Source organism: Methanomassiliicoccus sp. (assembly GCA_012719175.1).
Classification (GTDB): domain Archaea; phylum Thermoplasmatota; class Thermoplasmata; order Methanomassiliicoccales; family Methanomassiliicoccaceae; genus UBA6.
Window position 1 is genome coordinate 134725 of record JAAYAX010000004.1, and the last position, 22741, is coordinate 157465.

29 protein-coding genes are annotated in these 22741 nt (G+C 57.1%); 10 read left to right on the plus strand and 19 right to left on the minus strand.

Annotation, left to right across the window (positions count from 1 at the left end):
- Positions 1–67: 67 nt before the first annotated feature.
- Positions 68–325 (minus strand): hypothetical protein, encoded by a 258-nt coding sequence (locus tag GXX95_01035; GenBank protein NLT36731.1) that lies wholly within the window; start codon positions 323–325, stop codon positions 68–70.
- Between the two features lie 386 nt (positions 326–711).
- Here GXX95_01035 and GXX95_01040 point away from each other — a divergent pair, with 386 nt between their 5' ends.
- Complete coding sequence (locus GXX95_01040; protein NLT36732.1) at positions 712–4182, plus strand: PAS domain S-box protein; 3471 nt, start codon at positions 712–714, stop codon at positions 4180–4182.
- A 107-nt stretch (positions 4183–4289) separates the two neighbouring features.
- Here the strand turns inward: GXX95_01040 and GXX95_01045 are convergent, their stop codons facing one another.
- The gene (locus GXX95_01045) at positions 4290–4787 is read right to left on the minus strand and encodes a flavodoxin (protein NLT36733.1); all 498 of its coding nucleotides are present in this window, start codon (positions 4785–4787) and stop codon (positions 4290–4292) included.
- A 104-nt stretch (positions 4788–4891) separates the two neighbouring features.
- On the minus strand, positions 4892–7507 hold the full coding sequence (locus GXX95_01050) for a pyruvate, phosphate dikinase (GenBank protein ID NLT36734.1): 2616 nt from the start codon (positions 7505–7507) through the stop codon (positions 4892–4894).
- 235 nt (positions 7508–7742) lie between these two features.
- Here GXX95_01050 and GXX95_01055 point away from each other — a divergent pair, with 235 nt between their 5' ends.
- A complete protein-coding gene (locus tag GXX95_01055; protein ID NLT36735.1) occupies positions 7743–8204 on the plus strand; it encodes a hypothetical protein in 462 nt (153 codons plus the stop codon).
- Positions 8205–8289: 85 nt separating this feature from the next.
- Here GXX95_01055 and GXX95_01060 read toward each other — a convergent pair whose 3' ends face one another.
- Positions 8290–8796 (minus strand): hypothetical protein, encoded by a 507-nt coding sequence (locus tag GXX95_01060; GenBank protein NLT36736.1) that lies wholly within the window; start codon positions 8794–8796, stop codon positions 8290–8292.
- A gap of 132 nt (positions 8797–8928) precedes the next feature.
- On the opposite strand from GXX95_01060, the gene GXX95_01065 reads away from it, so the two are divergent.
- Positions 8929–9768 (plus strand): MBL fold metallo-hydrolase, encoded by an 840-nt coding sequence (locus GXX95_01065; GenBank protein NLT36737.1) that lies wholly within the window; start codon positions 8929–8931, stop codon positions 9766–9768.
- Here GXX95_01065 and GXX95_01070 read toward each other — a convergent pair whose 3' ends face one another.
- The 5 genes from GXX95_01070 to GXX95_01090 form a co-directional block, all read right to left on the minus strand.
- Positions 9769–11130, minus strand: coding sequence for an adenylosuccinate lyase (locus GXX95_01070; protein ID NLT36738.1), 1362 nt, complete (start codon positions 11128–11130; stop codon positions 9769–9771).
- A 91-nt stretch (positions 11131–11221) separates the two neighbouring features.
- Entirely contained in the window at positions 11222–12178 is a 957-nt protein-coding gene (locus GXX95_01075; GenBank protein ID NLT36739.1) for a tyrosine-type recombinase/integrase, read from the minus strand.
- A gap of 74 nt (positions 12179–12252) precedes the next feature.
- Positions 12253–12597 (minus strand): hypothetical protein, encoded by a 345-nt coding sequence (locus GXX95_01080; protein ID NLT36740.1) that lies wholly within the window; start codon positions 12595–12597, stop codon positions 12253–12255.
- Positions 12594–12806, minus strand: a complete 213-nt coding sequence (locus GXX95_01085) for a hypothetical protein (protein NLT36741.1) — start codon at positions 12804–12806, stop codon at positions 12594–12596. The genes GXX95_01080 and GXX95_01085 overlap by 4 nt, the downstream gene beginning before the upstream one ends.
- Before the next feature lie 124 nt (positions 12807–12930).
- The gene (locus GXX95_01090) at positions 12931–13083 is read right to left on the minus strand and encodes a hypothetical protein (GenBank protein ID NLT36742.1); all 153 of its coding nucleotides are present in this window, start codon (positions 13081–13083) and stop codon (positions 12931–12933) included.
- A gap of 144 nt (positions 13084–13227) precedes the next feature.
- On the opposite strand from GXX95_01090, the gene GXX95_01095 reads away from it, so the two are divergent.
- Positions 13228–13392: a hypothetical protein gene (locus GXX95_01095; GenBank protein ID NLT36743.1), complete on the plus strand. Its 165-nt coding sequence runs from the start codon at positions 13228–13230 to the stop codon at positions 13390–13392.
- 91 nt (positions 13393–13483) lie between these two features.
- Here GXX95_01095 and GXX95_01100 read toward each other — a convergent pair whose 3' ends face one another.
- Genes GXX95_01100 through GXX95_01110 form a run of 3 tightly spaced genes read right to left on the minus strand, consistent with a single transcriptional unit; the run spans position 13484 to position 14374 of the window.
- The gene (locus GXX95_01100; protein NLT36744.1) at positions 13484–13771 is read right to left on the minus strand and encodes a hypothetical protein; all 288 of its coding nucleotides are present in this window, start codon (positions 13769–13771) and stop codon (positions 13484–13486) included.
- Positions 13771–14055 (minus strand): hypothetical protein, encoded by a 285-nt coding sequence (locus GXX95_01105; GenBank protein ID NLT36745.1) that lies wholly within the window; start codon positions 14053–14055, stop codon positions 13771–13773. The genes GXX95_01100 and GXX95_01105 overlap by 1 nt, the downstream gene beginning before the upstream one ends.
- A gap of 1 nt (position 14056) precedes the next feature.
- Positions 14057–14374 carry a hypothetical protein gene (locus tag GXX95_01110; GenBank protein ID NLT36746.1) on the minus strand — a complete coding sequence of 106 codons (318 nt, stop codon included), beginning with the start codon at positions 14372–14374 and terminating at the stop codon, positions 14057–14059.
- A gap of 172 nt (positions 14375–14546) precedes the next feature.
- Between GXX95_01110 and GXX95_01115 the strand changes: the two genes are divergently transcribed.
- Positions 14547–14933, plus strand: coding sequence for a MarR family transcriptional regulator (locus GXX95_01115; protein ID NLT36747.1), 387 nt, complete (start codon positions 14547–14549; stop codon positions 14931–14933).
- The gene (tcmP, locus tag GXX95_01120; GenBank protein ID NLT36748.1) at positions 14933–15823 is read left to right on the plus strand and encodes a three-Cys-motif partner protein TcmP; all 891 of its coding nucleotides are present in this window, start codon (positions 14933–14935) and stop codon (positions 15821–15823) included. Before GXX95_01115 ends, tcmP begins: the two co-directional genes overlap by 1 nt.
- Here tcmP and GXX95_01125 read toward each other — a convergent pair whose 3' ends face one another.
- Positions 15824–16723: a hypothetical protein gene (locus GXX95_01125; GenBank protein NLT36749.1), complete on the minus strand. Its 900-nt coding sequence runs from the start codon at positions 16721–16723 to the stop codon at positions 15824–15826. It lies immediately after the preceding gene.
- A 307-nt stretch (positions 16724–17030) separates the two neighbouring features.
- Here GXX95_01125 and GXX95_01130 point away from each other — a divergent pair, with 307 nt between their 5' ends.
- Positions 17031–17330 carry a hypothetical protein gene (locus tag GXX95_01130; protein NLT36750.1) on the plus strand — a complete coding sequence of 100 codons (300 nt, stop codon included), beginning with the start codon at positions 17031–17033 and terminating at the stop codon, positions 17328–17330.
- 122 nt (positions 17331–17452) lie between these two features.
- Here GXX95_01130 and GXX95_01135 read toward each other — a convergent pair whose 3' ends face one another.
- The 4 genes from GXX95_01135 to GXX95_01150 form a co-directional block, all read right to left on the minus strand.
- On the minus strand, positions 17453–18442 hold the full coding sequence (locus tag GXX95_01135) for a serine protease (protein ID NLT36751.1): 990 nt from the start codon (positions 18440–18442) through the stop codon (positions 17453–17455).
- Positions 18442–18615, minus strand: a complete 174-nt coding sequence (locus tag GXX95_01140) for a hypothetical protein (protein ID NLT36752.1) — start codon at positions 18613–18615, stop codon at positions 18442–18444. Before GXX95_01140 ends, GXX95_01135 begins: the two co-directional genes overlap by 1 nt.
- Before the next feature lie 98 nt (positions 18616–18713).
- The gene (locus tag GXX95_01145; protein NLT36753.1) at positions 18714–19028 is read right to left on the minus strand and encodes a hypothetical protein; all 315 of its coding nucleotides are present in this window, start codon (positions 19026–19028) and stop codon (positions 18714–18716) included.
- Positions 19025–19234 carry a hypothetical protein gene (locus GXX95_01150; protein ID NLT36754.1) on the minus strand — a complete coding sequence of 70 codons (210 nt, stop codon included), beginning with the start codon at positions 19232–19234 and terminating at the stop codon, positions 19025–19027. The genes GXX95_01145 and GXX95_01150 overlap by 4 nt, the downstream gene beginning before the upstream one ends.
- Positions 19235–19480: 246 nt before the next feature.
- Between GXX95_01150 and GXX95_01155 the strand changes: the two genes are divergently transcribed.
- The 3 genes from GXX95_01155 (at position 19481) to GXX95_01165 (ending at position 22149) form a co-directional block, all read left to right on the plus strand.
- Positions 19481–21130, plus strand: coding sequence for a site-specific DNA-methyltransferase (locus tag GXX95_01155; GenBank protein ID NLT36755.1), 1650 nt, complete (start codon positions 19481–19483; stop codon positions 21128–21130).
- 89 nt (positions 21131–21219) lie between these two features.
- The gene (locus GXX95_01160) at positions 21220–21705 is read left to right on the plus strand and encodes a DUF4352 domain-containing protein (GenBank protein ID NLT36756.1); all 486 of its coding nucleotides are present in this window, start codon (positions 21220–21222) and stop codon (positions 21703–21705) included.
- Positions 21706–21786: 81 nt separating this feature from the next.
- On the plus strand, positions 21787–22149 hold the full coding sequence (locus GXX95_01165) for a hypothetical protein (protein NLT36757.1): 363 nt from the start codon (positions 21787–21789) through the stop codon (positions 22147–22149).
- A 6-nt stretch (positions 22150–22155) separates the two neighbouring features.
- Here GXX95_01165 and GXX95_01170 read toward each other — a convergent pair whose 3' ends face one another.
- Complete coding sequence (locus GXX95_01170; protein NLT36758.1) at positions 22156–22398, minus strand: hypothetical protein; 243 nt, start codon at positions 22396–22398, stop codon at positions 22156–22158.
- Positions 22399–22407: 9 nt separating this feature from the next.
- Positions 22408–22740 (minus strand): hypothetical protein, encoded by a 333-nt coding sequence (locus GXX95_01175; protein NLT36759.1) that lies wholly within the window; start codon positions 22738–22740, stop codon positions 22408–22410.
- Position 22741 lies beyond the last annotated feature (1 nt).

A 22741-nucleotide genomic window follows, 5' to 3' on the forward strand; every position in this document is an offset into this window, starting at 1 on the left:
AGGCCTCGTCCTCGAGCGAACTGCCCCGACCTCCATCGATAACTTATTTACGATTCTCTGAAGACAGCTAATCCTCCGTGTACTGGTCCTTCACAAGCTCGACCGACACGGTATCCTTATGCTCTCCCGCCTTCCTTTTCTTCTTACCACCTTCCACGGTCCCATCCCAGCCGCGCATGAAACCTTCTTCGGTGGCCGTTATCTCATCGTTCTCGAGCATCTCATCTCTGACCTCTTCATCGTAGATGTCCTGAGGTTCTTCGCCCTCCTCGAAGACATACTCCTCAGAATCGTCAGCTAACTTCTTGCGCTCCTTCTTTGCCATGCCCCTCACCTCTGATCATTAGAGGAGAGCAGGGAGTAGAAATAACGAGGGTCGGACCCATCGGTTAGATTCCTAACCAAATGTTTGGAATAAAATTGTTCCCGTAGAGTAGGCCGACCACAACATGTAACTAGCTCACGAACCCCCTCTCGTTGCGTCCGGAAAGTGCCTCATCCCGAAACAGTGATGAGGGCCTCGATGATAGACGAATGTTCCGACGCTCTGCATCTCGCCATCCTAGGTGACAGAATAGGATGAAGTCCGACATCGCCTTATGTTAATAATATATTATACTCTATAATAAAAAATAAAATAATTATCAATATCGAGTCGAAAGTAAGTATGTTATTTATACGCTGGCGTGACTTCGTTCCGGGTAGCATGCCATGATGGACGTCCTCTACATCGACGACGAGAAGGCGTTGCTCGATGTCTGCAAGGCTTTCCTGGAGCTTTCCGGGGACATGACCGTAGAGACCACCACATCGGTCAAGGGAGCGAGGACGCTGATGGCCGAGAAGAGATTTGACGCCATCATCTCCGACTACCAGATGCCGGAGATGAACGGCATCGACTTCCTGAAGATCCTACGCTCGCAAGGAAATGGCATACCCTTCATCCTCTTCACCGGGAAGGGCCGTGAGGAGGTTGTCATCGAGGCCCTGAACTCCGGCGCCGACTTCTACCTGCAGAAGGGCGGGAACCCCACAGCTCAGTTCAAGGAGCTGGAGTATAAGGTCAAGGAGGCCGTCCGACGCATTCGGGCCGAGAGCGCCCTCAAGATGAACGAGGCCCGGCTGTCCAAGGCCCAGGCCATCGGACAGATCGGGAGCTGGGAGTATACCTGGAACGGAGCGTCCGGTATGTTGTGGGGCTCGGACGAGAGCTGGCGCATCTTCGGCATGCCCCGGCCGAGCGATGGGACCATAGGGTGGTCCAAGATCGCCGAACGCATCGTGGGGAAAGAGCGCGCCGTCCAGGCGCTGAGGGACCTTATCGACAGGGGCCCGGCCTACGACATGGAGTACCAGGTCCTGCCTGCTGATAACAGCCCACCTCGCTTCGTGAGGTCGAGCGCTGAGCTTTTGTGTGACCAGGACGGGACGCCTTCCAAGATCGTAGGCGTCATCCAGGACATCACCGTGAAGAGGCAGGTAGAGGCGCGCCTGAACCGCCTGAACAAGGAACTGATGGCCATCAAGGAGTGCAACAAGGCCATGATCAGGGCCCGGACGGAGCAGGAGCTGGTAAACGACATCTGCCGCATCGTATGCGAGGTCGCGGGGTACAAGGTGGCGTGGATCGGCATGGCCGAGCGCGATGAACAAAGGTCGGTGCGGCCGGTGGCCTGGAGCGGCGATATCGACGATTATCTGAGGGACCTAAGGGTGAGCTGGACCGATGATGAGAACGGAAGAGGGGCCATGGGCACGGCCATCCGGACCGGGAGGTCGGTCACTATGCGGAACCTGGAAACCAACCCCCTGATGCGGCCATGGCGGGATAAGCTGCTGAAGCTGGGTTTCCGTTCCATGGTGGCCATACCTATTGTGGACTCTTCCCTTGCCTTCGGCGCCATGGGCATCTACACGGATGATCCGGAGGGCTTCACCCCCGAGGAGGTCGAGCTCCTGGAGGACATGACCGCGGACCTCGCCTTCGGCATCCTGGGCCTGAGGGCCAAGGAGCGCCAGCTGAGAGCGGAGACGGCATTGAGGAGGAGCGAGGAGCGCTTCCGCACCCTGTTCGAGGAGGCGCCCATTGCCATCAGCATCTCCCCCGACTTCGTGAGGCGGGAGTGCAACCGGCGTTTCGTGAAGCTGTTCGGATACGATGACATCGAAGAGCTGCGGGACAAGCACATCCTCGATCTCGTCTCCCCCCGCGAGCGCCCGCATATACAGCCGGTGCTGGACCGCGAGCACCTGGGCCGGCTGGAGGAGATGACGACCTTCGGCCTGCGGAAGGACGGAAGCGAGTTCCCCATGCACGTACTCATGACGGAGGTGGAGATCTCATCGCGCAGGGCCTTCCTGGCCTTCTTCACCGACATGAGCGACAGGTTCGCCATGGGATCGATGCTAAAGGAGAGCGAGGAGAAGTACCGCACCATCATCGAGCAGGCCCCTCTGGCCTTCGCCCTCATCGATGCCTCTGGAACCATCATGGAGGTGAACCCCCAGTTCTGCGACATGATGCGGTGCTCCATGGAGGACGTGCTCGGCAAGAGGCCGCAGGACCTCATGCTGCCGGACGACCAGCTCCGCATGGAGGATCAGCTGCCCGCTCTCCACGACAGAGGCTCGGGGTCCATGCAGGCCCGCCTGTTCCGTGGCGACGGCACTTTCGTGACGGTCTCCGTTTTCGCCATTGAGCTGGCCAACGGCAGCACCATGGTCTTCATCGAGGACATCACCGAGAGGAGGGACTGGGAGAGGACACTGGGCGAGAGGGAGGAGGAGCTGCGGAAGAGCATGCAGAAGTTCCAGGCCATCTTCGAGGGGGCCGCGGTGGGCATAGTAACCGCGGACCTGGAAGGGAGGCCAGTTGAATTCAACGACAGGTTCGTCCAGATCACCGGATTCTCTCCCCAGGAGCTTATGGGGATGAGAACCGCAGACCACGCTCACCCCGAGGACGCCTCCGTGGTAAGGAGTCTGTACGCCTCGCTGAAGGCCGGCGCCATAGACCACTTCGAGAAGGATGTCCGCTACGTCCGAAAGGACGGGGCGGTGGTGTGGGCGCGGCTGTACTGCAGCATGCTGGTCGATCCCCGCGGCCGGCCGGAGAAGGTCCTGACTATCGTTGACGACGTGAACGACCGCAGGAGGATGAACGATGCGCTGCGCGTGAGCGAGGAGATGCACTCCAAGCTGGTGTCCACGATCCCGGACATCGTCATCAGGACCGACATGGACGGCACCATCGTCCTGGTGAACGATCCGGCCCTGGAGCTGAGCGGGTACGCTCGGGACGAGGTGCTTGGCCACGTCCTGTTCTCCTTCATCGCGGAGGAGGACCGGGATAGGAGCCTATACAACGCCGTGCGGATGCTGGAGCGGAAGATCGGTCCGCAGGAGTACCATCTTGTTATGAAGGACGGAGAGAAGCTGCTGTTCGAGGCCAACGGGGACGTTCTAAGGGACGTTGACGGGGAGCCCACGGGGCTGGTCTTCGTCTGCCGGGACCTCACCGAGCGCAGGCAGATGGAGACCAGGCTCAAGGAGGCGGACCGGAGGCTGAGCATACTTGACGGGATCACCAGGCATGACACTCTGAACAAGCTCGTGGCCCTCCAGGGGTACATCGACTTGGAGCGTCTGGGGAACAGAGAGGCCAAGAGAGCGGAGAGGCTGGACAACATGGAGAGAAACGTCCGCTTCCTGCGCGAGCAGGCCGACGCTACCAGGGAGTACCAGGGCATCGGAATGGGGCGACCGGAGTGGCAATCGTTGCGACAGGTCTGGTTCCGGGCGGTCCGTAATGCCGATCTGGGAAAGGTAGCGGTGGATGCTGAAGTGGAGGACGTAGAGATACTCGCTGATCCCCTGGTTTACAAGGTGTTCCATAACCTCATCGACAACTCCCTGAAGCACGGGGGGAAGGTGGACAGGATCGAGGTGCGCACCGAGAGGTCCGGATGGGACCTGATGATCGTGTACGCGGACAATGGGAACGGCATCGCGGACAAGGAGAACCTGTTCAAGAGGGGGCACGGGACGAACCACGGCCTGGGGCTGTTCCTGAGCAGGGAGATCCTCGACATCACCGGCATGGCGATGACCGAGAATGGCGAGCTTGGCAGAGGTGTGAGGTTCCAGATCGTCGTACCCGCGAACTGCTTCAGAACGGTTTAGCCGGTATACGTAAGTTCAAAACGAATGCAATTAATGAAGGAAAGCGCCGTGCAACGCTATCGTTCTGTAAGTGACCATTCCTCATCGCCCGTAGCCAGGATTGGGGATCATCGAGAGGCTTCTGTCAGCACCATTCTGGCGAAATCCTCCGCATGGGCGAGGTCCTCGACGTTCGGCCTCCCTTTGTTCAGCCCTCCAAAGTGACGGATGAAGCTGTTAGTGTTTAGGCCGGGGCAGCTGAACTCCCCTGAGATGGAATAGCCCTTGTAGATCATCTTCTCGCGTAGGGGAGCGTGGATCTCGCCCATATATTCCTGGAAGCGCTTGCTTCCAGCGTCGCCTACCATGACCGCGCTGCTGGTAGAGAACAGGAACGCCCTCTTGGAGGTGACCGGAGGCAGCCTTTCGGCGAGTTCCAGGAGGGCCTGGTGGTGCCTACCACTGTAAATACCGGAACCCATTCCCAGGAGGTCGTAACGCGAGGCCTCTTCAGGGGTGACATCCTGCGGCGTCCTGACATCGGCATCAAGGACCCTGGCGATGACGTCCGCGACCTTCTTGGTGTTGCCGTGATGGTATGAGAGCAGGACCACTAGAACGTTCATCATTCCCTCATTGACGGCCCATCCCCTTATCTCTTATCATGCCGCTCCGCTGGCCATCGTGCGCGGGATGACATGTCTGAATTTTTCCTGTTCAGGTATCTCGCTCATTCCGATGAGCAATCGAAGTAGCAGGTCAGCTTCTGTTTCAGCACATCGGAGCTGACGCAGATGCGGGAGATGTCCTCGCCGTCGATGACCTTGATCACCGAACTCAACGGCTCCGCGTCCGGCAGGAGAGCTGTCAACTTGTTCTCGGAGGAGGCGAAGAACTCACTATTGAGCACATGCCCCTCCCTTGCGGGGTAGACGGCGCAGTAGAGCATGTCGTACTCCACCAGGTCATTGAAGAAATGGGTGCCCAGGGACGCCTCCGGTACCAGCCCCTCGTGCATGGCCACCACCTCGCACAGTATGGACACGGTGTCTATCTCCGAGAAGGACACGGGGACCCCCAGGAAGGGATCGGCGGTGGCCCACCGCCCCGGGCCGATGAGCAGTATGGTGGGCTTCCCTCCCTCTTTCTTCAGGTGCGCCAGCTTGCCTACGGTCCGTGCGACCGTGTAACGGTCGGAGAGCTTCATCCCGCCGTAGACCTCGGGGACGACGTAGATGATGCGGTCCACGGTGGCGGCGATGTTGCTGCCGATGACCGGACCCGCGGACTCCAGGACCTTCTGCTCCGCGGTGACGGAGCAGGTGTTCTCCACGCTCAGGATGTCCCCTTTGGTCTGGAACGGCCGGCACTGCACGAGATTGATCCTGTAGTCCGACAGATCGTTGAAGTTGGCCGTGAACTCGATGTCCACGGGGTGCTGGTACGCCTCCTCCAGGACGCTCATCATATCCCGCATGTCCTTGACGAAGGAGCCCTTGGATAGGAGCTCATCGAAGGTTAGGGTCCATGAGAACACCTCATCTCCGCCCGCGTCCCGGACCCGCCTCTCCAGTGCCAGGTCGCGGCTGGCGAATATCTCCAGGGGGAAGTCGTTCAAGGGCTCCACGATCTCGCGGAAGTCTCGCGACGTGTGGCGGTTGGCCGTCAGGTCCAATATGTCCGCCTTCTTCTGCGAGTATCTCCTCACGTCCTCGGAGCCGGCCTCGGGGCGGCGCAGCGGGGCATTCAGCGCCACGATGCGGGTGTAGTCGTCATCGATGCGCTCTACCGCCCTCGTGCCCAGGCCGAACACCAGGCGGAGCATTCCCGCTTTAGGGTCTATCTCGCTGTTCCACACGTAGGGATTGAAGGAGTCCCCCACTCCGGCGATCTGCGGAAAGAACTGGTCCCCGTTCACGGAGCCGGAGACACGCTGAACCAGGATGGCCATCTGCTCGTCGCGGTCCAGCAGGTCCCAGTGGGCGCGGTAGGCGAGCGCCTCCTTGTTGAGCGTGCTGGTGTACACCCGACGCACGGCATCGAGGAAATTCTCCAACCTTTCCTGGGGCGTCCCCTGGTTAGCACAGAAGACGCTCTCGTACTTCCCCGAGAAAGCGTTCCCGTAGGCATCCTCCAAGAGGCTGGAGGAGCGAACGATTATGGGCGACTGCCCGAAGTACTCCAGCATCTTGATGAACTGGGCCTCGATGTCCTTGGGGAACCTACCCGTGCGTAGACGGCTTTCCGCATCCTCGTCCAGGACGAACCCAGAGCTGGGATCGTTGAGCCTCCTGCGTATCCACCAGCAACGATTCTGGATGAGGTAGGTGTAGAACACGTCGGAGCCTATGAAGAAGGAGTCGTGCGGCTCCAGCCTCACCGTCCATCTTTCATCCTTCTTCTTCAGGATAGCCCGGGCCAGGAGCATGCCCACGGACTTGCCCCCTATGAGGCCGGTGCCTATCATCCGCTTACCGATGTCCACCAGGTCGGAGAACTCCAAGTACTGCTCGATGAGCCTCGTCAGCCTCTCGTCGCGGGTGAAGGCCATGCGCACCAGGCGGTTGAACAGGCTGCTGCCCCTCCAGTCCTCGCTCCGGTCCGCGCTGGTGGCATCGACGACCTTGTGAGCGTGGAGGAAGCACTTGGTCCAGATGTCCTGCTGGTGCAGCGAGTAGTCCAGCCATGGCTGGGGGACCTCGGTGAGGATCTCCGCGGTGGTGGTGCTGGTGAGCACCGGCGCGAACTCCTCTCCCTCCCAGCGGTGCAGCATATACATGGTCTTGGACTGCCGTCCATCCACCTTGAGGGGGTGCACATAGATCTCGTCCCTGTGCGTGTATACGTCCATGACCACCTGGGCCGTCGAGTGTATGGCATCTATGGCGAAGGTGGTGTGGTGGTTGCGATAGAGGGCGAAGTAGGCGACCGTGTCGTAGTCATAGAGGTAGGGACAGGTGAGCATGAAGAAGTTGCCAAGCATGCGGTCGCTATACCAGTCCACAGTAAGCTCGGAGAGGCAGTCGAAGACATAGAACGCGCCCTTGCCGAACTCCTCGATGACGCTGAATATCTCAGAGATGAAGTTCTCGAAGCCGGCCTCAGGATGGAGCTCGTAGATGTGGTCGCACGATCCCTGGGGAATGACCACCCGGTGATCTGCGAAGCGGAAGTAGATGAGGTCCTTCCCTCCCTTGCGGGCCTCCAGGCAGAAGGGGCTCACGAAGCGCATGTAGTCCTCGATGTCGTCCACCTGGAAGACGACGTTGTCCCCCAGTATGACCCCGTTGAGTATCTCGTCGAGACCGGGGAGCCCAGTGTTGGTCATCTTTTCCGAAATGCTCACATTTTCAACTCCAATTAGATATTTGTCTATTGATAACAAATGTTAATAGAAAAAGGGGTACTTGTTCCTTCCTGATAAACGATACGGCCTCTCCATCAAAATAGCTTTCGATGTGCTCTCCAGACACTCACTGTGATCGCTAACCCGATTTGTGAGGAGTCACCTGAACGTTACATCGTCAATTCAGAAGGTTGGCCGACAGTGTATTTATCCGTGAAGGAGAGAAACAGTTGGCATGTACTACAGGGAAGGTAACATCGATCGGGACCCCGACGCCGAACAGGGGCCGATGTCCGCTAGATCTTCTCTGGTCGACATCGTCCACAAGGCCTTGTACCACCGCACGGGAGAGCTGCTGAAGGAGCACCCCGGTGCGAGGGTGGAGCATGAGTTCGAGGACCGCGAGCCCCGGGCGGTGCTGTGGGTGCTGGACAAGGACGGAACGGTACTTAGGAAGGAGTTCATAGAGAGCGTGTTCTCCGCCGGGAAGAAGGAGCTGGACAACGAATACATCGAGGCCGCCCGCAAGTACGGGAGGCTGGCCATCCACTACCCCGGACTCATCATGCCTGAGGGGTCGGTGATTAAGAGGATATCAGAGCTGTGGGTGGGCATCCAGGAGCAGGATGTCCGGGACAAGGTGACCATCCAGGGGTTCCTGTACTCCAATGACGGACGAACGCTGCAAGAGGTCTAAGAGAACGTCGTGACCTGGTCCGTGCATCTCCAAGGACAGCGTAAGCTACTTACGATGCCGGTGATGAGGTCTCTGACGAGAGAGCTCAAAGTAGGTCCTTGATGACCCTGCGGGCGAACTCCCTGCTCTTGTCCAGCGCGTCAGGGGCTAGCGGTCCCTTCAATCCTACGACCTCGGCCCTGAGCACCTCCGGATGGACCTTCATACCCATCTCCTCGGCGAACGCCTTGATCTTGGGCCCCGCTCCGTCCTCGGTCCACTTCGCAGACTTAGACCTCTTCTCGGGGTCCTCGGGAAGTTTCAGTACGGTGTCGAAGGCGACGATGGTATGGGCGCTCCAATGCTCCTTCTTGAGGCGCTTCAGGAACCTCCTGGTGCGGCCGGTCATCTTCGCCATCCGCGTGGGAGAGCCGATGAACGCGAAGTCCGCCTCGGCCCCCCAGGGGATCCTCTTGCCCAGGTCCATGACCTCGATCTCCTGGCCCTCCGCCCTCAGCTCCTCGGCGATGGCCTCGGCCACCTTGAGGGTGTTGCCGTACACGCTGTCGAACGCCACGATGCCCTTCATGAGATTGACCTTATGCCGACCCATAATGAGATCGACGCTACGTGATACGGAGCACCCCCTATGAAGTTTGCCCGAGCCCCTATCCTCGGATGGCCCTCAGGGGCCTGGTAAGCGGAAATGCCTTAATACCGAAGCGGCGTAATGTGGCCGAGCGATATGGTCTCCATTCATCCCATCACCATACCTTTCAAGGTGCCCATCTCCCCCACCGTCTCCCTCGACCGCTTCGTCAACATCTTCCTGGTGGAGGGGAACGATCTGACCCTCATAGATTCCGGGGTGAGGGGGGCGGAGAGCATCATCCTGCACAAGGTGCGCTCCCTGGGACGTCGTCCCAAAGAGCTGAGGAAGCTGGTCCTGACACACTCCCACCCGGACCATATCGGAGCGGCCAGGGAGATCGTCGACGCCACTGGCTGCGAGGTCCTGGCGCATGAGGGCGAGAGATCATGGATTGAGGACCCCGCGGTGCAGAAGGCGGAGAGGCCGGTCCCCGGATTCGACTCCCTGGTGTCCGGTCCCGTGTCCGTGGACACTGTGCTCAGGGACGGGGACCGGATCGACGTGGGGAGCGGGGAGCTGTCGGTGGTGTTCACCCCCGGGCACTCTCCCGGGCATATCTCCCTGTGGTCCTCCCAGGGACGCACGATCATCACCGGCGATGCCGTCCCCGTGCCCGGGGACCTGCCCATATATGACGACGCCTTCTCCACTCTGGGCTCGCTGCGCCGCCTGCGCGGCCTGGGGGCGGAGATCATGCTGTCCGCCTGGGAAAGACCACTAGAGGGGCGGGAGATCAATAAGCGCCTTGATGACGCTTCCCTCCTGGTGCAGACCGTCCACCGCTCAGTGGTGCGCAACTCCACCGGCCCAGAGGTCTCGCCGGAGCTGATGGCGGCGGTGATGAGGGACCTGCATCTCCCCGAAGCACAGGCCAACCCTATGGTCGCCCGTACCATCAGATCACACTTACGCTACAAGTACGATGGGCACTGATCAGATGATCTTGCGCCCCAGCGTTGCCTCGGCGTAGGCGACGGTGCGGTCGACCATCTCCGGGGCCTGGCCAACGTAGTTCGTGGGGTCCATGACCATGTCCAGCTCCTTCCCTTTCAATAGTTTGGAGACCGCACGATTGGCCTTCAGCGCCTCCTTGAGGTCCTTGCCCTCATCCTCGGCCTTCCTGCTCACCTTTCGTACCAGCTCGTGCGCCTCCTGCCGCCCCATTCCCTTGCTGGCAAGGGCCAGGAGAACGGACTCGGCCATGATGAACCCCCCGGCGGAGTCGATGTTACGCAGCATGTTGGCCTCGTTCACCGTGAGGTGGGCGAACACATCGTTCATCTTGCTGAGGATATCATCGGTGAGCACGGCAGCGTGGGGGAGGATGAACCTCTCCGCGGAGGAGTTGGTAAGGTCCCTCTCGTGCCAGAGTACCATGCACTCCAGCTGAGGGTCGAGGTACGCGCGCACGATCCGGGCCAGACCGCAGACGTTCTCCGAGAGCATGGGGTTCCGCTTTTGGGCCATGGTCGAGGAGCCTACCTGTTTCTTGGCGTCGAAGGCCTCCGCCACCTCCGCTATCTCCGAGCGCTGCAGGTTCCGCACCTCGGTGGCGTACCTCTCGCAGGAGGTGGCGATGATGCTCAATAGGAATACCAGCTCAGCGTAGCGGTCCCGGCCCACTATCTGCGTGGCCGCCTCTTCCACCCCCAGGCCCAGGTCCTGCATGACCAGCTGCTGTATCCTGAAGAACTTGTCCCCGAAGCCGGCGCCGGTGCCGATGGCCCCGGACATCTTCCCCACACATATGCGCGGCCGGGCCTCCCGCAGGCGGTCTCGGTGGCGCAACATCTCCATGACGTAGCCGGAGACCTTGAAGCCGAAGGTGGTGGGGATGGCGAACTGCCCATGGGTCCTGCCCATCATCACCGTGTCCCGGTGCCTCGCCGCGAGGGCGCAGAGCGTGATTATGAACTTGTCAAGGTCCTCCTCGATCATATCCAGGGCGGCCTTGAACTCCAGGGCCGCGGCGGTGTCCACGATGTCGTTGGACGTGGCGCCCAGATGGACGTAGCGGCCGGCGTCCCCGCACTGCTCGGAGATGGCGTTGACCATGGCCATGACGTCATGCTTGGTCTCCGCCTCTATCTCCTTGACCCTCTCCAGTTTCACGTGCTCCGGGGAGCACTTCTCTGTGATGATCTCCGCAGCATCATCGGGGATGTTGCCGACCGCGGCATGGGCGCGCGCTAGGGCCGCTTCAACGAGAAGCTGGCTCCGGAGGCGGTTCTCCTCCGAGAATACGGCCTTCATCTCCTTCTTTCCATAACGATAATCAAGAGGACAAATGAGCATGATAACCCCCATGGATTATGGCTGCGTAATAAATAGTTAATCCTCCGCCCCCGTCCTGATTTCCTAGGAGCGAACTGGCGCCGAAAGGAGTTTACGCGCCGGTCTCCGACTGGCTTGACATTTCGGGAGTCAGTGAGTCTAGCGCCGCCCTCATCTCGCACGAGTCCACGCCGATGTACGCTCTGAACGTCTGACCGCAGTCCTCGTGCCTCAGTATCTTGGCGATGGTCTCTATCGGCCATCCCCGGCGGTGCAGCCGGTGGCCCAACGTCCGGCGCAGATCGTGCATGCCGAACCGCAGTTTCATCCTCTCGGAGAGGATGATGGCGATGTCCCGCATGTCGTCCTTGTCTGCCCGGCGCATCCTGGCCGGTCGGAAGTAAGTCGTTTCCTTCCACACCAGGAACTCGGACGGCGGGGCATGGTTCCTCTCGAACATCTTCTCGCGCTCGGCGAGGTACCGCTTCAGCGGCCCGATGGTGTACTTGGAGAAGGTCTGCAGGGCCATCTTGCCCCCGTCGCGGCCCTTCCCTAATATCTCGCTCTCCCCGAAGTCCAGGAACTCCAGGGCGTTCTCCATCGTCAGGTTGTGGATGTCCACGCACCGCAGGCCGTTGTCCACGGCTAACGATATCACCAGCTCTGCCAGCGGGCCGAGCCTTGCCGCCTCCTGGTGCAGCTTCGCCACCTGCCGCTCGCTCAGGAACACCCCTCCGCGATATGGCGTGGGATGCCTCGCAACGCGCCATTTCAGCGCGTCCTGGTTGCCGCTGTATCTCAGGAAGGCCCGGATGACGGACAGCTTCTTCGCGAACGTCCTCTCCGAGCCGCCCGAGATCTGCGACTCCAGCGCCTTCATCTGAGCGAGCGTCACGTGCCTGGGGTCCGGTAGGCCGAGCAGCTGCCCGGCCTCGTACAGTATCCCCTGATACTCGTAAACGGTCTTCTTCCTCACCACGCCGCGCTCGGTCCTGGCGTCCCTCGGGCGCAGTGACGTAAGGTATTCTCTGATGGCCTCGTAGAACGCCCCCTGCTTCGCATAGGGCATAGCTACTGCTCCGTGAATGTGAACTGTGAATATTTAATCTGCATCCCATCCCTTCTCCCATGCTCCTTCCCCTGTCAATCTCGAATTATTCCCGATGCCTCGTCCACGAGCTCGTGCTCGTCGGCCGTTGTGATGCTGGCTCGTGCCAGCCTGCGGTCCAGTATGCGCTGCATCACCGCGTCCAATCTCCCCTGGTCAATGAGCCTGCTGATGCTTTCCTGGAGCACAGCTTCGACGATCCTCTCGGCCTTGGTCTCGATCAAGTCCTCGAGGCACTGATCGCACAGCGGCCCGGCGTCCCGGCCGCACATCTCGCACACGAAGCGGCGGTCTTCCTTTCGTGGCAGGTCCCTGTCCTTCATGGCCGGGAGCTCTGACGCCGGCACGAACTGCATGATCTCCGCCTGAGTGCGAGTCACGCTCTCCCTCCTGAGATGAATGGACGGTGGGCTCTGGGGGGGTCCAGACAAGAGGAGCTGGCGGCCCGGCCGTCGTTCAGAGTAATGGCGAGATGCTCACGGCGGGCGTTGGCAGGATCGATGCACAGATCCCACGGCCGTGGCAACATGGGGATGGTTGTCCGTGAGCCTTCGGCAGCGCCCTGTACCGGCATGACGCTCATGATCATATTCACAGGCCTCCATTGAGAACGTCCCTGGCGGCCTCCAGCTTCGCGGCCCACCGCTCCGAGGGATGCATGGCCATGTGGTACTCCAGCTCCCTGATATACGTCAGGAGCTGCGTACGGTTCATCATTGATACTGCCCCCTGGTGAGCTCGAGACGCAGGACGCGCTCGTTGCCGTCATCGGTGCCGAGGTGAGCGGCCAGGTACTCACGGCGCTCCTCGGGCGTCATGTTCTCCCAGGAGTAGATCCCTGCCGGATAGAGCGAGAAGGAGGACACGCTCAGGCCCCCGTGTTCGCAAAGCTATCGCTAATTATCCTATCATTCATCCCGTACATTTTGCCAAGTCCTGCAAGCATCTGGCTTGCTTGCATAGGCATCGCCATGCACAGATATATAGATTGGCATGATGGTTTGCAAGACATGGCTAGGCGGCGGGAGTCGGTTACTGTGACCCTACCACCGGAGGCCACTGATTGGCTTGACAAGATGGTAGGGGAACGTATCTTTGCGAACCGTTCCCATGGCATCGAGCTTGCTCTTCTGGAACTTAAGAAAAGAATGGAGAGGGGTGACCGGACCCCATAGAAATGTCGGACTTGGCAATCCTGTACGTTCAACAGGGCCCGGCCATTGTCAGTATCATAGGGCTGAGTAGTTAATCTTTCGGGCACGACGCTCAGGCCCCCATCGTCCCGCCGAGCTCCTCCACGAGCCTCCGCTTCCCATCCTTGTCCAGCGTGATGCCCATGAGCAGGTCCGCCCCGCGCATTATGCCGATGATGGACCGTCCGTCCGGGAGGTGCGTGAAGCCGAGGACCTTGTCGCAGCTGAGGCTTCCGCAGGAGCAGGGTACGATCGTCTCCTTGACCCCCTCGCCCTTGAGGACCTCCGCGAGGATGTCCTGGATCCTGAGCACGTCCCCCGGCCCGGTGATCGGGATCATAAGGACCTTGACGTTGGCCATCAGCGATCACTCTCCATGACGGCCACGAGCCTCTCTGCCGGTGCCATCGGAGCGGAGGCGGCCTCCACCAGGTAGGACATCAGGTCCGCCAGGTGCTGCACGCCGTCCAGCGCTTCGGCCAGGCCGTTCTCCACGAGCTTCCGGACCTTCTGCACGTCCACACCCTCGGAGGCGAAGCAGGCGGCGCTCTCGGCGTAGCCCATGGCTTTATTGAGGCACATCCTCGCGGTGTCGGCGTGCCCGGCCGCGAGCTTCATGTAGTCCTCGAAGTACCGGGGGTCCATATCAAGCGCCCCCGTTGGCGGCGTAGGCAGCGGCAGCCTTGGCCGCGTCGATCCTGCGCTTCGTGCCCTCCTCGTCGAGGAAGTCCACGTAGGCGTACCATCCGATCTCCTTGGTGCTGCCGACCTTCTCTATCTTGTCGAGCGGCCTCGATGTCGGTGCGTCCAGCGTGATGCTGACGTCCACGCCCATCGCCCGGAGCATCGTCACGTGCGAGTCCAGCTCGTCCAGCTTGGCGTTCACTATCTTGGCCTGCTCGGCCGTCCTCTGCCGCTCCTGCTCCTCCAGGAGCGCGTCGATCTGTGCGGTGTTGTCTACCATTCGCCCACTTCCCTTGGTGCCGGGGGAGCGCAGTAGTGTATCCAGTGGGCTAGAGAACAGGGCGCTCCCCCTGGCTTTTGTCGAGAGCTTTCGCTCATGGGTTGCTTCTCTGCCCCACCACGGTCCGGATGGACCGGGATACACTGGTGCTTTCGGTCTTGCCGAATGCAGAATGGTGATAGCCTGGGTGAATATTAATGCTTTCGGCTTTGTAGAATGCAGAACACCGAAACTAAATTATAATATTCTACATAAATATACATGCTTGATGGCTTCTGCAGTGTACAAAGCACAACTCATGGAGGAGAGGCTATCAATTGCTGTTCTTTTAACCCTGGCAGAGGAGAAAGAGCCTATTGTCAAAGGTGTTCTCGCAAGTAAAATCGCGAGGAGCGCCGGAACGGTGATCGACCGAGTTAATGAGCTATTGGAGGCAGGCCTTGTCACTGAGTCCAAAGAGGAGACTCGCCCCTTCCGTAAGTTTGTTGAGCTCACCCCCCGGGGCCGCACCGTTGCTGAGCACCTTGCGGCCATCGAGGAGATCTTGGAGGAGAAATAATGGCAAGACCCAAGATAAAAAGAAATGAATTGTTTGCGCGGGTCAGGGCCAGGCGGGAAGGTATCCTAGCACAAGAAATCACGCCAGATGGACGTTTGTTGCCTGCTCGTACAATAGAACAATATGGGGAACAAAAATTAACCTATCTTAGAAAATACCTCTGGATATATAGTGCCATCATTTCAAATCATTTTGATAAAATGTGGTACTTAGAAACCTGTTCCGGTCCAGGGGTGAACCAGATAAAAAACTCCGAACGGAGGGTTCTCGGGACCCCAATGTTGGCTTTAACGAACGAGCCTAATTTCACCGGCTATAGGTTCGTTGAGCTGAACCTAGATTTAAAAAACGCACTCGATGCACGTATCGCCCATTACTGTCCGGGAGTAGATGCAAAAGTGGAACATGGGGACTGTAATCTTGCATTCGAGAGAGCGCTGGCCGACATAGGCCATAATGATCATTTCCTGGCCTTTATGGATCCAGAGGGTTTGGAGCTCAAGTGGGACAGGACCGTCGCCTTAGCTGGCCGTTTCCCTCATTCAGAGCTATACATAAATTTCACTTACCATATGGCCATCCAGCGTCTGATCACTACGCCAAGCTGTGAACAGACTGTTACTGAATATATGGGTTCTGACAAGTGGATAGCCATTAGAGATCAATATGTCAGTGGAAAGATCAATCACAATCAGTTTAGGCAGGGCATGCTGAACCTTTATCTTGATGGATTGCGAAACCTTGGTTATTCTCTGACAACGGTTTCGGATGTAATCAGGGGGGCCAATCATCAACCACTCTACTATCTCATTCACGCTACCAAGGCCGAGGTAGCTCAGGATACGATGAAGGACGTTATGAGGGTCAAAAAGCAACAGACGTTATTCTGATCATAACGTGCAGTTGCACTTGATCTCCTTGTAGTCCAGGCCGACCCTTTCCCACATGTCCACAGTCTCCTTGCATAAGGCTACGTTGGAATAACCGTGGTCCTTCTTCAGCTTCCTGATCATGAACTTATACATGTCGACCCTGGTCTCGGTCGCGATCTTCCGGCCCCAGTTGGACTTCTCCTCCAGGAACGGGACCCAGGACTTGTCGCGTGAGTTATTGATCGTGCTTTGAAGCCCTCTCAGCGATCCCATGGTGATACGGGACGGCACGAACCGGTCGAAGATCAGGTCCAGCAGAGCACCGTACTCCTTCTTCCAGCCCTCGATAGGGACCATTGGATCTATCCGCGCCCGGACCTCGAAGCCCGCGTCGGCGAGCTTACCGGCCGCTTCTATGCGGTCCTGTACCGCCGGGGCCTTCTCCCACTGCTCCGCGACCTTCTCCGCGTTCAGGCTGAAGCTTACGATCGCCTGCTCCTTGTTAGGTACCTTGAGCAGATTGTCCACCCTGTTGGACTTGGTGACGAAAAGGACCTTGTGCAGGTCCTGCTTGGCCATCAGGTCCATGATGAAGGTCGAGAACGGATGATCGCTGTTCTCCATGATCATTGAGTCCGAGAGCTCGCCGGCGTTGAGCAGTTCGGGCCGGACCCCATCGCCATCGATGAACGCCTCAACATTGTTCTTGATCCTGATGTAGTTCTTCGGCATGGGCTTGGTCTTGTACTCAAGGAAACGAAATGTTCCTTGCAGGTAGCACCATGCGCAGCTGTAAGGGCAACCGGTAGCCCACTTCAGCTCAAGGAAGTGGGGGCAGACAACATCCGTCGGTTCTTTAGGCAGAGGGGTCTTATCAAAACGGGTGATGATGGAACCATCGCCTACCCTGGCGACCATGCGTTCTTTGGATCCATCTAATTTTTCATATTCCTCTGTCTTGACCTTCAAATCGCTGACCGTCCTCGAAGGTGTGTGTACAGCACCGTCCGATAAAGGTTTTGCTGGATATAATGTCTGCTGAGTAATCATTAGTGCATCACCATTCATTGTGATATTACTGGCATTTTAATATAAAAGAAATCCAGAGGGTGTTGTGAAAGTGCCTTATTATTATAGTTAATAATTCATGATAACTGGTTTGTCGTTTTTTCGATATTAAAACCGATAGTAAGTATAAATCCTCTACCAGTGCATATATCCGACAATGCCCAAGGAATGCCCTCAATGCCACATCATCATTGGCATCCTGCAGCAGGAGGTCCAGGGACAGAATGTCCGCTGCCCCCTCTGCAATAGACGCTACGTCAAGGGCTGGCAGTGGGTCTTCGATAATGAGGGCTTCCCGGTCAATGAGGTATGGCGGGAGAGCGACCGGCCGACCTACTGCACGAAATGCAACTGGGCTGGCCCAATGCGGTTGACCACGTACCTTGAGGGTGATTGCTTCCCCCACCGGTGCCAGAAGTGTGGGGCTGTTGTAGCGAACAGGAAGGGCGAGGAGTAGGAATTTGGCTTATATGAAATCGTTATAGATATAAGCGTGGTCGCGCTAAGAAGCGATTGACCTAATGACGTTCTGCCACTAAGGTGCGACGTTTGATCCAAGGAGAAAATGTGTCGACATTCTTACTCCGTAACGATGTCAACGTTCTTCTGCTGCCTGTCATGGATTCCCTGGTTAATCGGCATCGTTTTTACGTAAGCCTTTCCAAGGTTGTTCTCGATGATTTTCACGACTGGTGAGAAGTTGAATGTATGCATTGTCGCGTGAAACGTCGATAGGACCGCATCTTGGAAGTCCTGATCAGACTCAAGCTCATCGACCTTTAACCCATAAGAACGGACAGTAGCGCAATCCAGCGGCCGCCCATGGCTGAGCATCGCATTATGATCTGATAGCTTTTCGGCGATTGCCATCCCCTTTTCTGTGGCATCCTGTTCACCTTTGAACATGTAGTTGGTTAGCCACTGGGAAACGAGCACCTTGGACAAGGTGATAGCGTTGGTACATTCTATCAAGAACGATGGACCATATTGGCTGAGCATGGGTAGCCATGAAGTGAGCTTCTGCGGATCCTTACACTCTTCCTGCGCCCTTTTAAACTGGTCAAGGACAGCGACCGCTGGGACCATCTTAACTCCCAAAGGAGTCATTATGGTGAACTGCGGGTCCACTGGCCCAAGCACGGAGTGCTTGCCCATGATGACCCTGTCTGAGGAGCAAGCAATCATGGTTGCCGCTGACATGGCGGCCTGAGGTACTACCACCCTTACATCGGAGAATTTTGCTCTTATATACTTCACCAAAGCCTCGGCTGCCGTTGGGCTCCCGCCGGGACTGTGAATGACCAGGTCGAGCCCCTTAGAGTAGTCGAGGTCGTGGATCGCCTCCATGAAGCCATGGATATCTTCATTGTTCACCATTGTCAACCCAGGGTTGAGGCCCTCAGTAGGGACAGTCCACCTACTTGAGTAAAGGATGGTATTCCTACCTGATACTTCGCTCATCCTGGCCAGGTACTTCCTCCTGATGTTGTCCAGGGAATGAGGCCCGTCGGTTGCAAGTCCTATCTTAATCTCTTTTAGAATGTCTCCCCAAGATGGCGCTTTTACCACTATCCCGACCGGTCGGAGGCAATACAATACTGGATCGGTTTCATCGCGAGTTCATAAGGAACAATCTGATCCATGACCTCCTGGGCGTCGCGATAGATTTTCATGATAGCCTCTATACCGGCATCACTCATTGCTTCTCTCTCCAACTCCTCCGAGGTCTTCTCATCTACCATTGCCATTCCCCGATATGATAAATGATAAACCGAGATAGTTATAACAATATCGCTTCCTTTCCGTTATTCTATATGGTCAGCCAGATTATTTACGATGCTCACTCCATCCGCAAAACCTGCTCAAAGCACACCCGGTGCACGTACCCGTACCGTAGCCCCCAGGCCTTGCTCCGGAGGAAGAGCTCGTAGCTTACGGTGAGAACGTCCAGGGGCTCCCCGCACAGCTCGCACTGCGTGACGTGCCCGAGATCATAACGTGAAGGGCCGTCGTACTCCAGGACCTCCAGGCCGCTATCCTTCAGCGCCATCTGCAGGTGCATGACGTTGTACAAGCGGTCCTGGGCGAGGCGCAGGACCTCGACCTCCTCCCGCAGGTCCTCGATCTGCCGGTGGATCGGGATCACCTTGCTCATCGCCGGCACGCTCCGCAGCTCTTGCACCACTCCCTCATCGGCAGCACCGACGGCAGCCCCAGGTCGTAGGATATCTCCGCGCTCGTGCTCGTCTCTACGGTATCCAGCGCCGCCTCGATGATGTATATGGCGGGGCACTCCTCGCGATGATCATCACCTACCTCGTGCTCTATACGATCTCTCAGCGTACGAAGATACTTCTCCAAGCGAATTGCCTCCTGGTTCACTCCTCTTCCTCGAGGACGCTCATCGCAAGCTTCCCTTCATAAGCGGAACGGGGGGAGGTGCCCGAACATCGAATATATATCGGGCAGAAAATAGAGCAAAAATCGATATTTTGCCTGGCTTTCGCGTTTTTCCCGGGACGTGGATCCGCAGCGAGAGGCCAAAAAGTAAACTGAAAGTAAGCATAGCATCCTTTTTAGATTCGTACAAACTTACTGCGCGCAGACATGGCCGACGATCCTAAGGAAAATTTTCTGTATTATGGGGATAACCTGGACATCCTCCGCCGTTATATCGAGGATGAGTCCGTAGATCTCGTTTATCTCGATCCGCCGTTCAAGAGCCAGCAAGATTATAATGTCCTGTTCGCCGAGAGGAACGGTGAGCAGGCCGCTGCTCAGATCAAGGCGTTCGAGGACACGTGGCGATGGGATCGTTCCGCCGCTGAGGCCTACGAGAGCGTTGTTCTCCTTGGAGGCAAGGTCTCCGATGCCATGTCGGCCCTATATAAATTCCTTGGACCGAGCGACATGATGGCCTACCTAGCCATGATGGCACCACGTCTGATCGAATTACAACGCGTTATAAAACGGACTGGTTGGTTATATCTTCATTGCGATCCCACGGCAAGCCATTATCTTAAATTGCTATTGGATGCTGTTTTTGGTCCGGAAAACTTCAGAAATGAAATTGTTTGGCGCCGATCGCAACCGAAGGGTCACGCAGTCCTCAGATTCAGCAGAGCTCATGATACCATCTTATCATATGCAAAAACAAATGATGCAATTTTTTATCCTCAATATAAAGAGCACGATCCGGAGTATGTCGAAAAATTCTATAGATTCATAGAAGAAGGTTCTGGTCGACGCTATAGATTAGATAATCTCGCAAATCCAAATAAAAATCGTCCAAACCTGACCTATGAATTCCCACCAGGATCGGGTATTGTTCGAGTATGGCGTTGGACTGAAGAGCGTATGAAAAAGGCATGGGAGGATGGTCTAGTCGTCCAGACAAGGGAAGGCGGGGTGGTTTCCCAAAAGCGGTATCTTGACGAAATGGATGGCACACTAATTACTGATTTTTGGGACGACATAGAACACTTACATGGGTCTCATCATGAAGCGCTGGGGTACCCAACACAAAAACCTGAAGGGCTGCTCGAGCGAATAATCCAGGCTTCCACAGCCGATGATGCTTTGGTTCTAGATCCGTTCTGCGGCTGTGGGACGACCATAGCTGTGGCGGAGAAATTACACCGCCAATGGATCGGCATTGACATCACACATCTTGCGATCTCATTGATGAGACATCGCCTGGACGATTCGTTTGGCGATCAAGCCATCTATAAGGTCATCGGTGAGCCAGTATCTTTGCCGGACGCGGAGGAACTCGCCCAGACAGACCCGTACCAGTTCCAGTGGTGGGCTCTGGGTCTGGTCGGGGCCCGTCCTGCCGAAGGGAAGAAAGGCGCCGATAAAGGCATCGATGGCCGCTTGATGTTCTTCGTTGAGAACGGTAAGCCCGAGCAGATCATCTTCTCGGTCAAGGCTGGTAATGTCACTGTCTCCCATGTGCGGGATCTTGTGGGTGTGGTGCAACGTGAGAAGGCGGCCATCGGTGTGCTCATCAGCATGCACGAGCCGACAGCACCGATGAGGGCGGAGGCCGCGTCGGCCGGTTCCTACATATCTAAGGAGCTCGGCAATCCAAGATATCCGAAGATCCAGCTACTAACGATCCAGGACCTGTTAAATGGTCGGCGGGTCGACAGTCCACACTCTGTGAGGTCTTCGGAGCGGAACACAACCTTCAAAAAGGCCCCGGTCGTCAAGAAGAAAAAGAAAGAAGACAAGAAGCAGGCGAAGTTGATGTGATGATCTGAACTTCGATTTTCGGACATCCCTAGGTTAGCTTTATCGTAGAGGATATCTCTCAATCCCCCTAACTTAGGGAGGAAAGGAAAATGGCACTAAGCAAGAAGATGCTGCTGGTCATCGCCGTCATCGCGGTCGTGGCCATCATAGCCATTGCTGCCGTCGCCTTGAGCGGCGGTAACAACAACGCATCGAACGATAACGATGATGAGAAGAGCGCCGAGAACTCAACGTTCAAGATCGTTGTGACCGATGTCGCCGACATGGGTGCCGGCGAGGCGAACCTTACGGAGATATTCTTCAACCCCTCGGATGGCAACCATTTCGTGTTCGTCAATGTGCAGATCACCAGCAAGATATCAGAGGCCGGAACTGCTCCTGCGCTGCTCTGGTCACTGTACACGTCCGATGGGCAGATCCACTCCATAACGTTCCTGGCTGAGAACACTGTTCCGAGCGGCATCCAGGGTGGTGCCACCGTGAACTTCGTCCTGCCGTTCGAGGTAGTGAACAACACCACGCCGACGAAGCTCGTATACAGCGGGGCCACCACGCTCGAGGTCGACCTGACTTAAGTTTAACTTAAGTCCCCTTCCCTTTTATTATTTGTAGATTATTCATAATGGCTAAGATTAAAAAAATGTGGATGAATAAACATGGATAGCCTTCTCGATTATATGGCAATCACAATATCGTTTATAGCGCTGGGGCTGAGTGGGTACCAACATTTTTACGTCAGATATGTAAGGCGGCAGGATGCCCTAGTTTTTCTAAGAGATTTCAATAATGCAGGATGGCCACCAGGGGTCCTTGCATTAGGCGCAGAAAAAGAGAAATGCGATAAATTCTATGAGAGCGTCGAGCGTTTGAGGAGTTATCGTAGTGCATATCCAAAAAATATGCATTCTATGATTGACGAATTCCTGGAAAAGGTATCACAGAGGGTAGACCGCTCTCGGCTCGAGGAGCTGCAAACGCTATTAAAGGCCAGAGCACGAGAGGAACTAGGAAAAACATAAAGAGTTTCATGGCCTCGCCCATAGCCGGTCCAGTATCCACATGAGCACGGGGACCATGACGCAGACGGCCCCCCCAACCACGGTGACTATCGTCTCCAGGCGGGTGATCCGCCGGTCGTGATCGCCGCACATGGGTGAGGGGCACTGCGGCCGGGACTCCACCGTGGTCTTGAGAGCCTTGAGCTCACCCACTACCTCGATGAGTATCTCCCGGTCCGTCATGTCCTGATATTCTTCCCCGAAGCCCACTATGCCACCTCACGCTAGGGCCTTTCCGATCTCAGTTGCCACCGCGAGCAGCTGCTGGTAGTACTCCTCCATCTCCGGGGTCTTGGTCTTGCTGTCGGCCCACCCCTTCTCCATGGCGCTCAGGATCTCGTCACCCTGCGCTATGTAGAGAGCGGCCTTCTCGTTCGGCCCGTAAACTGCCTTGATCAGCTCCCATACCTTCCTCGCGGAGGACATGATCAGGTCGCCTTGCTCCGCCGCTTCCGTATACTTCACCCGATACCAGGCGAAGGCACCGGTGGCCACTACGGTCGCCAGTCCCAGGATCGCCTGTATCACTTCCGCTGTCAGTATCTCTGCCATT

Excerpts from the sequence above, each read along its gene's own strand:
- GXX95_01075 (NLT36739.1), bottom strand. The coding sequence starts at position 12,178 with ATGCCCTATGCGAAGCAGGGGGCGTTCTACGAGGCCATCAGAGAATAC.
- GXX95_01055 (NLT36735.1), top strand. The coding sequence starts at position 7,743 with ATGTACTACAGGGAAGGTAACATCGATCGGGACCCCGACGCCGAACAG.
- GXX95_01065 (NLT36737.1), top strand. The coding sequence starts at position 8,929 with ATGGTCTCCATTCATCCCATCACCATACCTTTCAAGGTGCCCATCTCC.
- GXX95_01125 (NLT36749.1), bottom strand. The coding sequence starts at position 16,723 with ATGGTCGCCAGGGTAGGCGATGGTTCCATCATCACCCGTTTTGATAAG.
- GXX95_01045 (NLT36733.1), bottom strand. The coding sequence starts at position 4,787 with ATGAACGTTCTAGTGGTCCTGCTCTCATACCATCACGGCAACACCAAG.
- GXX95_01175 (NLT36759.1), bottom strand. The coding sequence starts at position 22,740 with ATGGCAGAGATACTGACAGCGGAAGTGATACAGGCGATCCTGGGACTG.
- GXX95_01130 (NLT36750.1), top strand. The coding sequence starts at position 17,031 with ATGCCCAAGGAATGCCCTCAATGCCACATCATCATTGGCATCCTGCAG.
- GXX95_01110 (NLT36746.1), bottom strand. The coding sequence starts at position 14,374 with ATGGTAGACAACACCGCACAGATCGACGCGCTCCTGGAGGAGCAGGAG.
- GXX95_01165 (NLT36757.1), top strand. The coding sequence starts at position 21,787 with ATGGATAGCCTTCTCGATTATATGGCAATCACAATATCGTTTATAGCG.
- GXX95_01100 (NLT36744.1), bottom strand. The coding sequence starts at position 13,771 with ATGGCCAACGTCAAGGTCCTTATGATCCCGATCACCGGGCCGGGGGAC.
- GXX95_01040 (NLT36732.1), top strand. The coding sequence starts at position 712 with ATGATGGACGTCCTCTACATCGACGACGAGAAGGCGTTGCTCGATGTC.
- GXX95_01060 (NLT36736.1), bottom strand. The coding sequence starts at position 8,796 with ATGGGTCGGCATAAGGTCAATCTCATGAAGGGCATCGTGGCGTTCGAC.
- GXX95_01140 (NLT36752.1), bottom strand. The coding sequence starts at position 18,615 with ATGGTAGATGAGAAGACCTCGGAGGAGTTGGAGAGAGAAGCAATGAGT.
- GXX95_01160 (NLT36756.1), top strand. The coding sequence starts at position 21,220 with ATGGCACTAAGCAAGAAGATGCTGCTGGTCATCGCCGTCATCGCGGTC.
- GXX95_01115 (NLT36747.1), top strand. The coding sequence starts at position 14,547 with ATGGTGATAGCCTGGGTGAATATTAATGCTTTCGGCTTTGTAGAATGC.
- GXX95_01145 (NLT36753.1), bottom strand. The coding sequence starts at position 19,028 with ATGAGCAAGGTGATCCCGATCCACCGGCAGATCGAGGACCTGCGGGAG.
- tcmP (NLT36748.1), top strand. The coding sequence starts at position 14,933 with ATGGCAAGACCCAAGATAAAAAGAAATGAATTGTTTGCGCGGGTCAGG.
- GXX95_01085 (NLT36741.1), bottom strand. The coding sequence starts at position 12,806 with ATGATCATGAGCGTCATGCCGGTACAGGGCGCTGCCGAAGGCTCACGG.
- GXX95_01035 (NLT36731.1), bottom strand. The coding sequence starts at position 325 with ATGGCAAAGAAGGAGCGCAAGAAGTTAGCTGACGATTCTGAGGAGTAT.
- GXX95_01095 (NLT36743.1), top strand. The coding sequence starts at position 13,228 with ATGGCTAGGCGGCGGGAGTCGGTTACTGTGACCCTACCACCGGAGGCC.
- GXX95_01105 (NLT36745.1), bottom strand. The coding sequence starts at position 14,055 with ATGGACCCCCGGTACTTCGAGGACTACATGAAGCTCGCGGCCGGGCAC.
- GXX95_01070 (NLT36738.1), bottom strand. The coding sequence starts at position 11,130 with ATGCTCATTTGTCCTCTTGATTATCGTTATGGAAAGAAGGAGATGAAG.
- GXX95_01155 (NLT36755.1), top strand. The coding sequence starts at position 19,481 with ATGGCCGACGATCCTAAGGAAAATTTTCTGTATTATGGGGATAACCTG.